13 protein-coding genes are annotated in these 14,539 nt (G+C 67.2%); 6 read left to right on the top strand and 7 right to left on the bottom strand.

Features of this window, described 5'->3' with window-relative positions; translation table 11 throughout:
- Window positions 1-15 precede the first annotated feature (15 nt).
- Entirely contained in the window at window positions 16-603 is a 588-nt protein-coding gene (locus EV665_RS04550; protein WP_133033244.1) for a hypothetical protein, read from the bottom strand.
- A 116-nt stretch (window positions 604-719) separates the two neighbouring features.
- Here EV665_RS04550 and alr point away from each other — a divergent pair, with 116 nt between their 5' ends.
- The 5 genes from alr to EV665_RS04525 all read left to right on the top strand — a co-directional run bounded on the left by alr (window position 720) and on the right by EV665_RS04525 (window position 6,540).
- Entirely contained in the window at window positions 720-1,889 is a 1,170-nt protein-coding gene (gene alr, locus EV665_RS04545; RefSeq protein WP_133033243.1) for an alanine racemase, read from the top strand.
- A 58-nt stretch (window positions 1,890-1,947) separates the two neighbouring features.
- A complete protein-coding gene (gene radA / locus EV665_RS04540; protein WP_133033242.1) occupies window positions 1,948-3,351 on the top strand; it encodes a DNA repair protein RadA in 1,404 nt (467 codons plus the stop codon).
- 143 nt (window positions 3,352-3,494) lie between these two features.
- Window positions 3,495-4,103: a CvpA family protein gene (locus tag EV665_RS04535; RefSeq protein WP_133033241.1), complete on the top strand. Its 609-nt coding sequence runs from the start codon at window positions 3,495-3,497 to the stop codon at window positions 4,101-4,103.
- 191 nt (window positions 4,104-4,294) lie between these two features.
- Window positions 4,295-5,788: an amidophosphoribosyltransferase gene (purF, locus tag EV665_RS04530; RefSeq protein ID WP_133033240.1), complete on the top strand. Its 1,494-nt coding sequence runs from the start codon at window positions 4,295-4,297 to the stop codon at window positions 5,786-5,788.
- Between the two features lie 11 nt (window positions 5,789-5,799).
- Window positions 5,800-6,540 (top strand): SDR family NAD(P)-dependent oxidoreductase, encoded by a 741-nt coding sequence (locus EV665_RS04525; RefSeq protein ID WP_133033239.1) that lies wholly within the window; start codon window positions 5,800-5,802, stop codon window positions 6,538-6,540.
- A gap of 187 nt (window positions 6,541-6,727) precedes the next feature.
- Here the strand turns inward: EV665_RS04525 and EV665_RS04520 are convergent, their stop codons facing one another.
- The 5 genes from EV665_RS04520 to EV665_RS04500 form a co-directional block, all read right to left on the bottom strand.
- Window positions 6,728-7,765 (bottom strand): HlyD family secretion protein, encoded by a 1,038-nt coding sequence (locus EV665_RS04520; RefSeq protein ID WP_133033238.1) that lies wholly within the window; start codon window positions 7,763-7,765, stop codon window positions 6,728-6,730.
- A 5-nt stretch (window positions 7,766-7,770) separates the two neighbouring features.
- Entirely contained in the window at window positions 7,771-9,345 is a 1,575-nt protein-coding gene (locus EV665_RS04515) for an MFS transporter (protein WP_133033430.1), read from the bottom strand.
- A gap of 119 nt (window positions 9,346-9,464) precedes the next feature.
- Complete coding sequence (locus EV665_RS04510) at window positions 9,465-9,920, bottom strand: MarR family winged helix-turn-helix transcriptional regulator (RefSeq protein WP_064329632.1); 456 nt, start codon at window positions 9,918-9,920, stop codon at window positions 9,465-9,467.
- A 134-nt stretch (window positions 9,921-10,054) separates the two neighbouring features.
- Window positions 10,055-10,906, bottom strand: a complete 852-nt coding sequence (gene pssA, locus EV665_RS04505) for a CDP-diacylglycerol--serine O-phosphatidyltransferase (RefSeq protein WP_064329631.1) — start codon at window positions 10,904-10,906, stop codon at window positions 10,055-10,057.
- Window positions 10,907-11,013: 107 nt separating this feature from the next.
- Window positions 11,014-11,712: a phosphatidylserine decarboxylase gene (locus tag EV665_RS04500; protein WP_133033237.1), complete on the bottom strand. Its 699-nt coding sequence runs from the start codon at window positions 11,710-11,712 to the stop codon at window positions 11,014-11,016.
- Between the two features lie 271 nt (window positions 11,713-11,983).
- Between EV665_RS04500 and EV665_RS04495 the strand changes: the two genes are divergently transcribed.
- Entirely contained in the window at window positions 11,984-12,631 is a 648-nt protein-coding gene (locus tag EV665_RS04495) for a VOC family protein (RefSeq protein WP_133033236.1), read from the top strand.
- On the opposite strand, the gene EV665_RS04490 is transcribed toward EV665_RS04495, so the two are convergent.
- Complete coding sequence (locus EV665_RS04490) at window positions 12,632-14,527, bottom strand: ABCB family ABC transporter ATP-binding protein/permease (RefSeq protein ID WP_064329628.1); 1,896 nt, start codon at window positions 14,525-14,527, stop codon at window positions 12,632-12,634. It abuts the gene before it with no gap.
- Window positions 14,528-14,539: the final 12 nt, after the last annotated feature.

The raw sequence follows: 14,539 nt of genomic DNA, 5'->3' as shown, positions 1-14,539 counted from the left end.
GCCGCCCTTGCGGCCTCACTTCTTGCCGAAGGCCGGCGCCTTGCAGATGTCGGCCACGATGGCGAGGACGCGGCGGCCGCGCGCCCTCTGCTCCTCGTCCATCATCGGCAGGTCCAGCCTGTCCGAACAGGTATCCTCCGAGGCGCTGCTTTGACCCGAGAGCGACATGTGGCTCGAACAATAGAGCCCCTCGCCCGTCAGCACGATCTGCTCCACGTCAGGTGAGGCGAGCGAAACGGGCCTTGTCTCCGCGATCATGTCGTCGATGGAGGCATAGGCGGTGACCGTCGTCACGCGGCCGAGATCGACGAGGCCGAGCGTCAGCGTCGCCCATTTTCCCGGGAACTGCAGGGCCGAGGTGGTGCGGGCGCGGCAGGGCGCGCCGGAGACTTCCAGCCGTGTCACCAGCCGCGGCGCATCGGGATTGTCGACGATGGAATAGTAGATGTCCGCGCCCGCCTCGCGCACCGGCGCCGCGCCGTCCTGGGCAAGGCCGAGCAGCACCGCATGCGCCTCGCGCATGGCCGCGTCCGTCGGCACGCTTTCCGCGGCCGGGGCCTTGCCCGCAAGGACGAGGGCCATCGCCCCCACGGCCGTTCTCATCCCTGCCCGCATCGTCTCTCCCTTTCGCGGCGGCACCATAGAGGCCGCTCCTCCCGGCGGCAATGCAGCGGACGGCCGTATTGCCGCCATGGTCCACAGGCTGTATCTCAGGAGCCATGAGCACGCACCACACGCACGCCCGTTCCACCCTGCCCGTCGCCGGCGAGGACCATGCCCGCCTGACGATCGACCTTTCGGCCCTTGCCGACAACTGGCGCGCCATGGCGCGGCGCTCGGGCGCCGCCCGCACCGCCGCGGTGCTCAAGGCGGACGCCTACGGCATCGGGCTGGAGCCGGCGGCAAGGACCTTTCACCTGGCGGGCGCGCGCGATTTCTTCGTCGCGACGCCCGCGGAAGGCGCGGCGTTGCGCGCAACGCTGCCGGATGTCCGGATCTACGTGCTGTCGGGCATGTGGGCCGGCTCCGAGCGGCTGTTCTTCGAATTCGACCTCGTGCCCGTCATCGCCTCGGAGGAGCAGCTCGCCGTCTTCATGGCCGCCGTTTCCGACGGGCGCGACCACCCCTGCGTGCTGCATGTCGACACCGGCATGAGCCGGCTCGGCCTGCGCGTCGAGGATGCACTGGCGCTTGCCGGCGACGTGGCGCGGCCGGCGAGCTTTTCGCCGATCATGCTGCTCAGCCACCTCGCCTGCGCGGATGACCCGAGCCACCCGCTGAACCGCCAGCAACTCCAGCGTTTCCGCACCGCCGTCGACGCCTTCGACGGCATCGATGCGACGCTCGCCAATTCGGCCGGCATCTTCCTCGGCGAGGACTATCACTTCACCCTCACCCGCCCCGGCATTTCGCTCTATGGCGGGGCGGCCGTCAATGACGTGCCGAACCCGATGAAACCCGTCGTCACCGCCGAGGCGCGCATCCTGCAGGTGCGCGAGGCGAAGGCCGGCGAAAGCGTCAGCTACGGCGCCACCACCGTCTTCTCCCGCGGCACGCGCATCGCCGTCGCCGCGGTCGGCTATGCGGACGGCTACATGCGCGCCCTCTCCGGCTCCGGCGTGCCGCTGCGCAAGACGAACATCCCGGGCGCCAGCGGCGTGCTGCACGGCCGCACCGTGCCGCTGATCGGCCGCGTCACCATGGACCTCACGCATTTCGACGTGACGGACCTGCCGGAGGGCAGCGTCCGGGCCGGCGACTTCATCGAGCTCTTCGGCCGCAGCATGCCCATCGAGGACGTGGCCCGCGCCGGCGGCACGATCGACTACGAACTCCTGACCAGCCTCGGCAGCCGCTACGAACGGCGCTACGAGGCGGTGAAAAAATAGGACACGTTCCTGTTTTGTGCTAAGGGCTTGCGGAGCGATTCCCGGAAAGCGAGACCCGATGGCGAAAGCCCGCACCCAATTCGTCTGCCAGAACTGCGGCACCGCGCATTCCCGCTGGGTCGGGAAATGCGAGGGCTGCGGCGAATGGAACACCGTCGTCGAGGAAGACCCGATGGGCGGCATCGGCTCCGGGCCCGGCAAGGTGCCGAAGAAGGGCCGGCCGGTCGCGCTGACCGCCCTGTCGGGCGAGATCGAGGAAGCCCCGCGCATCCACACCGGCATCGGCGAACTCGACCGTGCGACCGGCGGCGGCTTCGTGCGCGGCTCGGCGGTGCTGATCGGCGGCGATCCCGGCATCGGCAAGTCCACCCTCCTGATGCAGGCCGCCGCCGCCCTCTCCCGCCGCGGCCACCGCATCATCTATGTCTCGGGCGAAGAGGCGGTGGCGCAGGTGCGCCTGCGCGCCCAGCGCCTGCAGGCGGCCGAGACCGACGTGCTGCTCGCCGCCGAGACCAATGTCGAGGATATCTTGGCCACCGTCGGGGAAGGCAAGCGGCCGGACCTCGTCATCATCGATTCGATCCAGACGCTCTGGAGCGACACCGCCGAGGCCGCGCCCGGCACCGTGACGCAGGTGCGCACCGGCGTGCAGGCGATGATCCGCTTCGCCAAGCAGACGGGCGCCGCCATGGTGCTCGTTGGCCATGTCACCAAGGAAGGCCAGATCGCCGGCCCGCGCGTCGTCGAGCACATGGTCGATGCCGTGCTCTATTTCGAGGGCGACCGCGGCCACCACTACCGCATCCTGCGCACGGTCAAGAACCGCTTTGGCCCCACGGACGAGATCGGCGTCTTCGAAATGTCCGACAAGGGTTTGCGCGAGGTCTCCAACCCCTCCGAACTCTTCCTCGGCGAGCGCAATGCGAAATCGCCGGGCGCGGCGGTCTTCGCCGGCATGGAGGGCACGCGGCCGGTGCTGGTCGAGGTGCAGGCGCTCGTCGCCCCCACCTCGCTCGGAACGCCGCGCCGGGCGGTCGTCGGCTGGGATTCGGCGCGGCTCTCGATGATCCTCGCGGTGCTGGAGGCCCATTGCGGCGTCCGCCTCGGGCAACACGACGTTTACCTCAACGTGGCGGGCGGTTATCGCATCACGGAACCGGCGGCGGACCTTGCGGTCGCCTCCGCGCTGGTTTCCTCGCTTGCCGGTCTTGCCCTTCCGGCCGATTGCGTCTATTTCGGCGAAGTCAGCCTGTCGGGCGCCATTCGCCCGGTGGCGCACACCGCCCAGCGCCTCAAGGAGGCGGAAAAGCTGGGTTTTTCGCAGGCCGTCCTGCCCGCCGGTTCCGCCGATCTGCCCAAGGGCAATGGCGGCCGCTGGAGCGAGATCGACAGCCTGCCGGATCTGGTGGCGCGCATTGCCGGTTCGAAGAGCGCCCTGAAGCGGGAAGACGAGGACGTTTGACGCCCTCCGGCAGACGGCAATGGCCTGTGGGAAACATCGGCTGCCGGCGTGCCGAACTGAGACGGCGAAGACGCCTTCCGCTAAGGTGCCCCGCTTGAACGGTGCGGGGCCCGGCGACATTTCGGGTTTGGAGTAGGACGAACATGCCCATCACAATTCTCGACGGTATCGTCATCGGCGTCGCGCTGTTCTCCGCCGTATTGGCGATGGTGCGCGGTTTTTCGCGCGAAGTGCTCTCCGTCGCAAGCTGGGTGGGTGCCGCGGCAGCCGCCTATTTCCTCTATCCGGTCCTCCTGCCCTATGCGAAGGACTATACGACGAGCGACACGGTCGCCATGGTCGGCTCCGCCGCCGCCGTCTTCCTCGTCGCGCTCATCGTGATCTCCTTCATCACCATGCGCATTGCCGATTTCATCATCGACAGCCGCATCGGCGCGCTCGACCGCACGCTCGGCTTCCTGTTCGGCGCGGCCCGCGGCATCCTGCTCGTCGTCGTCGCCATGCTGTTCTTCAACTGGCTGGTCGCCCCGCAGCAGCAGCCGTCCTGGGTCACCACGGCAAAGACCAAGCCGCTGCTCGACAATCTCGGCTCGCGCCTCGTGGCGCTCCTGCCGGAGGATGCCGACGCGACGATCCTCGACCGCCTACGCGGCAAGCCGGCCGAAGGCGAAGGCGGCACGGAGGACCCGGACGGCGCCGCCGGCGGCACGAACCAGGCGCCCGCCGAAGATACGCCCGCCACGAACGGATAATCGACAGGGGGAGCCGACACTCGCGAGAAATGGCGAAGGCAGGCTCCCCGATTTTTTGGTAGGATAGAACATCAGCCACTGACGCTTCCGGGCCTCGGTGGCAAATGCTTTCGGCAATACCCATATGGGCCTTGCCGAACGACCCAGAACCCCGTGCAACCTCTTACGGTCCCGAGCAAAGGCTTGCAGCAATGAGCGACTTCCAGTTCCCCGGCCGCCACGACGACGATCTCGACGGCGATACGCTTCACGAAGAATGCGGCGTCTTCGGCATTCTCGGCCATCCGGAAGCCGCAACACTGACGGCGCTCGGCCTGCACGCGCTGCAGCATCGCGGCCAGGAAGCCGCCGGCATCGTCTCCTTCGACGGCAAGCAGTTCCATACGGAAAAGCATATGGGCCTCGTCGGCGACCACTATACGAACCCGGTGACGCTCGCAAAGCTGCCCGGCAACATGGCGATCGGCCACACCCGCTATTCCACCACCGGGGAAGTGGCGCTGCGCAACGTGCAGCCGCTCTTTGCGGAACTGGAGGTCGGCGGCATCGCCGTCGCCCATAACGGCAACTTCACCAACGGCCTGACGCTGCGCCGGCAGATCATCGCCGGCGGCGCGATCTGTCAGTCGACCTCGGACACGGAGGTCGTGCTCCACCTCATCGCCCGCTCGCGCTACACCTCCACGACGGACCGCTTCATCGACGCGATCCGCCAGATGGAAGGCGGCTATTCGATGCTCGGCATCACCCGCACCAAGCTGATCGCCGCGCGCGACCCCACCGGCATCCGCCCGCTCGTCATGGGCGAGCTCGACGGCAAGCCGATCTTCGCCTCGGAAACCTGCGCGCTCGACATCATCGGCGCGAAATATATCCGCGACGTCGAGAACGGCGAGATCATCGTCTGCGAGATCCAGCCGGACGGCTCCATCACCATCGAGGCCAGGAAATCGGGCAATCCGCAGCCGGAGCGCCTCTGCCTCTTCGAATATGTCTATTTCGCCCGCCCCGATTCCGTCGTCGGCGGCCGCTCGGTCTATGTCGCGCGCAAGAACATGGGCATGAACCTTGCCAAGGAGCACCCGGTCGAGGGCGACGTCGTCGTGCCGGTGCCGGACGGCGGCACGCCCGCCGCGCTCGGCTATGCCCAGCAGAGCGGCATACCGTTCGAATACGGCATCATCCGCAACCACTATGTCGGCCGCACCTTCATCGAGCCGACGCAGCAGATCCGCGCCTTCGGCGTCAAGCTGAAGCACTCCGCCAACCGCGCGATGATCGACGGAAAGCGCGTCATCCTCGTCGACGATTCGATCGTGCGCGGCACGACGTCGCTGAAGATCGTTCAGATGATCCGCGATGCGGGCGCGAAGGAAGTGCATGTCCGCGTCGCCAGCCCGATGATCTTCTATCCCGACTTCTATGGCATCGACACGCCCGACCGGGACAAGCTGCTCGCCAACCAGTACAACGACGTCAAGGCGATGGCGCAGTATATCGGGGCGGATTCGCTGGAATTCCTCTCCATCGACGGGCTCTACCGCGCCGTCGGCGGCGAGGACCGTAACCCGGCCCGTCCGCAGTTCACCGACCACTACTTCACCGGCGACTATCCGACGCGCCTCCTTGACAAGGAAGGCGAGACGATGGGACGGAAGGTCTCGGTTCTGGCAAGCAACGGATAATTGAAGACATCATGAGCATCGACCTGAAAGGCCGCCTCGCGCTGGTCACCGGCGCGTCGCGCGGCATCGGCTATTTCACCGCCCTCGAACTCGCGAAGGCCGGTGCGCATGTCATCGCCTGCGCCCGCACGGTCGGCGGCCTGGAAGAACTGGACGATGCGATCAAGGCCGCCGGCGGCTCGGCGACGCTGGTACCCTTCGACCTCACCGACATGCCGGCGATCGACAAGCTCGGCGGCTCGATCTTCGAGCGCTGGGGCAAGCTCGACATCCTCGTCGCCAATGCCGGCGTGCTCGGCACGATCTCGCCGATCGGCCATGTCGAGGCGAAGGTGTTCGAGAAGGTGATGGCGATCAACGTCACGTCCACCTGGCGGCTCATCCGCTCGGTCGAGCCGCTGCTCTTGAAGTCGGATGCCGGCCGCGCCGTCATCCTCTCGTCCAGCGCCGCGCACAAGTGCAAGCCCTTCTGGGGCCCCTACTCGGCCTCCAAGGCGGCCGTCGAGGCGCTCGCGCGCACCTGGGCCGGCGAGACGCAGCGCACGGCGCTCCGCATCACCGCGCTCGATCCCGGCGCCACCCGCACCGCCATGCGCGCCCAGGCGATTCCCGGCGAGGACCCCTCGACCCTGCAGCATCCCTCGGAGGTGGCGAAGGTCATCCTGTCGCTGGTCGCGCCGGATTATGCCGAGACGGGGAAGTTGTTCGACATGCGGCAGGGGCGTCTGCTGGACTATCGTTTGCCGGCGTGATCCCAGGGAGTTGCCCCTCATCCGGCCTGTCGGCCACCTTCTCCCCGCAAGCGGGGAGAAGGGATATGCCGCACCGTTTCCTCAGACAATGACTGTTTGCGGGGCACGTCCCCTCTCCCCGTTTACGGGGAGAGGGTTAGGGTGAGGGGCGGTCGCCGCAGAGCCCGGCGGTACGCGCTGAAATTTCCTACTCCCCCACCACCGTCTTCACCACCACCGAAAGCCCCGGCGCAAGGTGCTTCGCGAGTTCCTGCCCCTCGTCGATGGCGATGCGCACGGGCACGCGCTGGGCGACCTTCGTGAAATTGCCGGTGGCGTTGTCCGGCTTGATCACGCTGAACTCCGAGCCCGTGGCGGGCGAGAAGCGCTCGACACGGCCGGTCAGCGTGGCGTGCTTCAGCGCATCGACGCTGACCTCGACCTTCTGGCCGGGCTTGATATAGGCGAGCTGCGTTTCCTTGAAATTGGCGATGACCCAGGTGTCGTGCGGCACGACGGCCATGAGCTGGGTGCCGGCGGCGACATACTGGCCGAGCTTGACGCCCACCTCGCCCACCGCGCCGTCGCGCGGGGCGGTGATGACAGTGTTGGAAAGGTCGATCCTGGCAAGCTCCACCGAGGCCTCCGCCCCCGCCACCGCGGCACGCAGGGAATCGCGGCCGACGATGATCGTCTGCAGATCCTGCCGGGAGACTTCGAGATTCGCCTTCGCCTGTGCGATGGCGGCCTCGGCCTGGTCGAGCGTGGTGCGGCTCTGCTCGCGGTCGCTCTGGGTGGCGATGCCCTTGTTCGACAGTTCATCGATGCGGTTCCAGTTCTCCTCCGCCCGGCGCTTGGCATAGGTCGCGCTGTCGAGCGCCGCCTCGCTGGCACCGATGCGGGCCCTGGCAGCGTTCTCCTGCTGCTCGGAATTGGCGAGCGCCGCCTTCTGGCTGGCGAGCGTGGCATTGGCCTGCTCGACCTTCTGGCGGAAGATGCGGTCGTCGAGACGGGCGAGCACGGCGCCGGCCTTGACCGTCTCATAGTCCTTCACGGACACCTCGGTGACATAGCCGGCGAGCTGCGGGCTGATCAGCGTCACGTAGCCGCGCACATAGGCGTTGTCCGTCGTCTGGACCTCGCTGGCAAAGGGCGGGAGCTGCCAGGCGTAGAGCACCGCGCCGATGCCGGCCACGCCGAGGACGAGGGCGAGCGCCGTGGCGGTATTGCGGATGTAAGTCTTCATTTCGGTCAACCTTCAACGGCCGCCGGCCCGCCGCTGCGGGCGCCGGCCTCTCTGATACGGATGTAAAGCATGTGGATGGCGAGCGCCGTCGCGGCGCCGACGGCGAGCAGCGCGATGACGAGGAAGGCATCGTTGTGGGCGAGCACATTGGCCTCCCGTGTCACCTGCTGGCCGAGCAGCGCGACGCCCTCCGCCTTCAGCACGGCCGGATCGGTGATCGTGTGGCCATAGGCGGCGGAAAGCTGCGCCACGCGGCCTGAGACCAGCGGATCGGCCAGCGTCATCGCCTCGGCGAGGATGTTCGAGTGGAATTTCTCGCGCAGCGTGATGAAGGAGCCGAACAGCGCCGAGCCGGCAAGGCCGCCGAGGCTCTGCGTCACCAGGAAGACGACGATGAAGCTGAGGATGTATTGCGGCCCCTTGCGCAGCGCCAGCGTGAAGCCGGAGGCGATGGCGGGCGGCAGGAACAGGCTGCCGCCGGCGGCGATCATCGCCTGGCTCAGATACATCTGCTCCGGCCGCGTCAAATTCGTCGCCCGGCTGTCGAGAAAGGCACCGACACCGATCAGCAGCAGCGCCGCCATGTGGATGCCGGGCTCCCGGCCGGGCTTCAGGATGGCCGCACAGAGGAGGCCGCCCGCAGCGGTGGCGAGCGCCACCATGCCGTAGAGCCCGGTGAGCTGGTCGTTCTGCAGGCCGGTGATCTGGAAGAAATTGCCGGCGACGGCGGTCTGCTCGGCCAGCATCAGCCGGAACAGCACCAGCACGGCGGCGAAGTGCAGCACCTCGCGACTGAACAGCCAGCGCAGGTCGATCAGCGGCCTCTCCCGGTTGAGCTCGATGACGGCGGCGATGGTGAGCGCGCCGATCATGACGACGAGCAGTTCGCCGATCCAGCGGGCCTCCAGCCACCAATATTGCCGGCCGAGCACGAGCACGACGGCGCCCGCGCCGAAACCGACGGCGATGAACAGGTAGCTGACAATGTCCAGCTTCTCGATGACCTTCACCCGCGGCGGCGGCGTGAGCGGCAGGAGATAGATCGCCGCGAAGGACAGCATGGCGAGCGCCAGCTCGAAATGCAGCAGCGCCCGCACGCCGCCGAGATCGATGAGCGACGGGGAAATGAGCCGGGTGAGCGGGGCGGCGAGACCGATATTGGTCAGCGCGAGCGAGATGCCGATCGTCAGCTTGCGCGCCGGGCTGAAGGCCTCCAGCATGTAGAGGAAGCCGAGCGAGGAGAGCGGCGCGGCCGCGATGCCGGCGAAGAAGCGCAGCACGAGGGCGGAGTGCAGGTCCGTGATGAAGATATGCGCCACCGACACGAGGAGGAAGACGGCAATGCCGAGCTCGGCGAAGGGGCGCAGGCCATACTGGTTGCGGATCTTGATGAGCGCCAGCGAGAGCGAGGCGTTCGGGGCCATGTAGGCGGCCATCAGCCAGGTCGCCTCGGCGGTGGTGGCACCGAACGGGCCCTGGAGCTGCGGGATGTTGGCGGCGACGAGGTTCATGCCGAAGCCCTGCGTCATGGCAAGCAGGGTGGAGGCGGCCATATAGGCGGCGGCGCGCGGCGGCGCCATGGGCGGTGGCGGAGCGGCGGCAGGCGTCTCGCCGACCGGTTTCTCGCCGGCCGGTTCCTCCGCCGCGGACTGCGGCAGTTCGCCCTCTCCTTCGCGCCCGCCCGGGGCGGGACCGGTGCTCATGCCTCGACGCTCTCCCGACAGCTCTTCGCGATATTGTCGGACATCGCGGCGAAGACCTTGACCGTGGTCGACATGTCATGGGCCGAGATGCTCTTCAGCACATCGGCGCGCAGCGAGCGGGCAAGGTCCAGCACCTCTTCGGCGACCTTGGCGCCGCGCGGGGTCATGACGATCTGCTTGGCCCGGCGATCGCCTTCCACCGACTGGCGCTCGATGAAGCCCTGCTTCTCCATGCCGTCGAGCAGGCGCACGAGCGTCGGCGTCTCGATGTCGAGCTCGTCGGCCAGCTCGCGCTGGTTGAGATTGACGCCGCGGCCGAGGATCAGAAGCGCGCGGGCGCGCGGCAGCGTCAGCCCCCGCTCCTTCACGCGGGCATCGAACAGGGCGCGCATCTTGCGCTGCACGCGGGAAAGGTCGTCGAGGATACGCTCGTGCGGATCGGATGTGCTCATCTCGGTAGCCCAAATACAATTAGCTTGCTATCTATTTGATAGCTACCTAATCGACTTGCGACAAAAAATCAAGCCCCGCCCACGGTGTGCGGGCAGGGCTTCTCCAGGGTTCACGCGGATGTGATGGGCGAGGATTATTGCCCGTCGGGCTCGTCGGGGAACTCGCTGGCGCCGTGCGTCACCGGCGCGGTCCAGCCGCCATATTTGCGCTGCCAGGAACGGGCGCCGAACGGCAGGGTCGCCAGATAGGCGACGACCGTCACCACCATGGTCTCCCAGGTGAAGCTCATCAGGGTCGCGACATAGAGCACGACGAGCAGGATGCCCGGCAGCACGAGATCACGGCGGATGCGGCTGCCTTCCGACTTGCCGGACCAGACCGGCAGGCGGCTGACCAGCAGGAAGCCGATCAGCACCGTGTAGCCGGAGGCGAGGTAGGCGAAGAGCGGGCTCGGCGCAAGGCCGAGGAAGCCGAGATAGACCGGCAGCAGCACCAGCATGCCGCCCGCGGGGGCCGGCACGCCGACGAAATATTCCGTCTGCCACTTGGCCTTGGTCTCGCGCTCGGCCATGACGTTGAAGCGCGCGAGGCGCAGGCCTGCGGCGATGGTGTAGATCAACGCCGCGATCCAGCCGAAGGAGCGCGCCTGGTCGAGGATGAAGACATAGAGCACGAGCGCCGGGGCAACGCCGAAATTGATGATGTCGGCGAGCGAATCCATCTGGCCGCCGAATTTCGAGGTGGCCTTCAAGAGGCGCGCGACGCGCCCGTCGATGCCATCGAGGAAGGCCGCGAGCAGCACCATGCCGACGGCAAGCTCATAGCGGTTCTCGAAGGCGAGCCTGATGCCCGTGAGGCCCGCGCAGATGGCAAGCACCGTGATGACGTTCGGAATGATGACGCGCAGCGGGATCTCCCGCAGGCGCGGGCCCCGCGCCTCGTCGTTCGGTCCATTCGGCTCATAGGGCGGAAAGGGTGTGTCCATCGCTTTTCGCTTCGCTGTTTTCAGGCAGTAGGCAGTAGGCAGTAGGCAGTAGAAGATAGTTTTTCGAACCCTATTGGCTACTGCCTACTGCCTATCTCCTCGTTTCCTCATCCCCTGCGGCTGACGACCGGCCCCTTGGCCGAGCCGAATTCCGCCAGCACCGTCTCGCCGGCGATCGCCGTCTGGCCGACGCTGACGCGCGGCTGCACGCCCGCGGGCAGGAAGACGTCGAGGCGCGAGCCGAAGCGGATGAGGCCGAAACGCTCGCCGGCCTCCAGGCTGTCGTTCATGCTGGTCCAGCACAGGATGCGGCGGGCGACGAGGCCGGCGATCTGCACGACGCCGATCGGCCCGTGCGCGCTCTCGATGACGAGGCCGTTGCGCTCGTTCTCCTGGCTCGCCTTGTCGAGGTCGGCATTCAGGAACTTGCCGGCGCGATAGGCGACACGCGCGACGCGGCCGCGCATCGGCGCGCGGTTCACATGGCAGTTGAAGACGTTCATGAAGACCGAGATGCGCAGCATCGGCTGGTCGCCGAGCTCCAGTTCGGCCGGCGGCGTCACCATGGCGACGGCCGAGACGCGGCCATCGGCCGGGCTGATCACAAGATCGTCATCCTGCGGCGTCATGCGCTCGGGATCGCGGAAGAAATAGGCGCACCAGGCAGTGAGCACGAAGCCGATCCACATCAGCGGTTCCCAGGCTGCGCCGAGCAGCAGCGAGGCGACGAAGAAGCCGGCCACGAACTTCCAGCCCTCCCGATGGATCGGCACCAGGGTGCTGCGTATCGTATCGACCAAACTCATCTTCCGACATCTCCTGATGATTTCACGCCATCGACCTAGCGTGAAATGGCGATGGGGGCAATGCGGCGTGGCGATTAGCCCCCAGCGGGGCTCTTCGGGGCTCAACCCGGCGGGCGCGGAAAAGGTTCCGCGGCAGCCCCGATGCCTGGTCCCCTGCCCTACGGTTGACAAGCGCCGGCCGGTGCGGGCACACTTTCCCCGTTGCTGTAGGGCGCATCGGCGGGAGCTGAAGGGGCAATGCCCACCTACGACCGAAACCGTAGCCGCGCCCATGCCGAACCTCGAAAACCTCCGCAAGCAGGCCAAGCAATATCTGCGCTGGCATCGCGAGCGACACCATCCGGTGGCGGCGATCATCCGCGCTGCCCTGCCCCGCTTCCGGCATCTAAACGACGGGGAGGTGCTGGATGCCCCGTTCTCGCTTGCCGATGCGCAGGCGCTCGTCGCCCGCCAGAACGGGTTTCCGGATTGGCCGGCGCTCAGGACAGGAGCCCCCACCATGCACAGCACGACTGAAAACATGCCGCAAGGCCCGATCCTCAGCGGAGCGGAGCCGGTGCTCTACGTGACCGATTTCGCCGCCTCCCTCGCCTTCTTCACGGAAAAACTCGGCTTTTCCGTCGATTTCGCCTATGGCGATCCGCCGTTCTACGGGGTCGTGGCGCGCGACCGGGCGCGGCTCTGCCTGCGGCTGGTGCGCGAGCCCGTCTTCCTCGGCGATATCCGCCGACGGGAGGACCTGCTGTCGGCCTCGATCACGCTCGACAGCGCGGCGGCGATCAAGACACTTTTCCTTACCTATCAGGCCGCCGGCGTCACGTTCCACAGCACGCTGATGACGCAGCCCTGGGGCGCGCGCACCTTCATCCTGCTCGATCCCGACGGCAACCTGATCCTCTTTGCCGCGCCCGGGGAGTGATCACTCGGCCGCCGGCGCGCCGCGCAGGATGACGCCGAGCTCATCGCTCTCGCGCACCTGCTTCAGGCGCTCCTCGGCCTGCACGGCCTCGCGCTGGCGGTTCCACATGGAGGCGTAGAGGCCGCCGTCGCGCTGCATCAGCTCGCCGTGCGTGCCGCGCTCGGCGATGCCGCCGTCCTTCAGCACGATGATCTCGTCCGCCGAAATGACGGTGGAGAGGCGGTGCGCGATGACGAGCGTGGTGCGGTTCTTCGACACGACGTCGAGCGCGGCCTGGATCTCCTGCTCCGTGCGGGTGTCGAGCGCCGAGGTCGCCTCGTCGAGGATGAGGATCGGCGGGCTCTTCAGGATGGTGCGGGCGATGGCGACCCGCTGCTTCTCGCCACCGGAAAGTTTCAGCCCGCGCTCGCCGACCATCGCCTTGAAGCCTTCCGGCAGGTGGCGAATGAAGGGGCCGATCTGCGCCGCCTCGGCAGCGGCGGCCACGTCCGCATCGCTCGCATCCGGCCGGCCGTAGCGGATGTTGTAGGCGATCGTGTCGTTGAACAGCACGGTATCCTGCGGCACCATGCCGATCACCGCGCGCAGGCTCTTCTGCGTGACGTCGCGCACATCCTGCCCGTCGATGGTGATCGCGCCCTGCTGCACGTCGTAGAAGCGGTAGAGCAGCCGCGAGAGCGTCGATTTTCCTGCGCCGGACGGGCCGACGACGGCGACGGTCTTGCCGGCGGGCACGTCGAAGGAGACGCCCTTGAGGATCGGCCGGGCCGGATCATAGGCGAAGTGCACGTCCTTGAAGGAGATCGCGCCGTCGGCGACGACGAGGTCGGCGGCGCCGGGCTTGTCCTGCACCTCCTGCTCCACCTCGAGCAGGTCGAACATCTGCTCGATATCCGTCAGGCCCTGGCGGATTTCGCGGTAGACGAAGCCGATGAAGTTGAGCGGGATGGCGAGCTGGATCAGCATGGCGTTGATGAAGACGAAATCGCCGACCGTCTGTTCGCCGCGCTGCACGGCGAGCGCCGACATCGCCATCATGACGGCCATGCCGACGCCGAAGATCAGCGCCTGGCCGAAGTTGAGCCAGCCGAGCGAGGTCCAGACCTGCGTCGCCGCCTTCTCGTAGCGCGCCATGGACTGGTCGAAGCGGCGGGCCTCCATCTCCTCGTTGCCGAAATACTTGACCGTCTCGAAGTTCAGCAGCGAATCGATCGCCTTGGTGTTGGCCTCGGTGTCGCTGTCGTTCATCGAGCGGCGGATGGAGATGCGCCAGTCGCTCGCCCGGACGGTGAACCAGATATAGAGCCAGACGGTGGCGGCGGTGACGAGGAGATATTGCAGCCCGTAGCCCCACCAGAAGACGGCGGCGGTGAGCAGGAACTCGATGAAGGTCGGCACGCTGTTGAGGATCGTGAAGCGCACGATCGTCTCGATGCCCTTGGTGCCGCGCTCGATGACGCGCGAAAGCCCTCCGGTGCGCCGCTCCAAATGGAAGCGCAGCGACAGGCGGTGCAGGTGCACGAAGGTGCGGTAGGCGAGCTGGCGCACGGCATATTGCCCGACGCTGGCAAAGAGCGCGTCGCGCAACTGGTTGAGGCCGGCCTGCAGGATGCGCGCGCCGTTATAGGCAAGCACCAGCATGACCGCGCCGAGCAGGACGGTCGGCAGCAGCGAGACGGCGTCCGCCTTGCCGTTCAGCGCATCCGTCGCCCATTTGAAGAAATAGGGCACCAGCAGCAGCACGATCTTGGAAAGAAGCAGGAAGACCGAGGCCCAGACGACGCGCATCTTCAGGTCCGGCCGGTCGGAGGGCCACATATAGGGCCAGAGGTTCACCAGCGTGTGGAAGGGATTGCTGCTGTCGGCCGAAACCGTCTTCTTCGTCGTCGCTGCCACGCTGGCCTCCGC

The sequence above is a fragment of the Shinella granuli genome (assembly GCF_004341885.1).
GTDB lineage: Bacteria > Pseudomonadota > Alphaproteobacteria > Rhizobiales > Rhizobiaceae > Shinella > Shinella granuli.
This window is presented reverse-complemented; position numbering and strand designations above follow the sequence as displayed.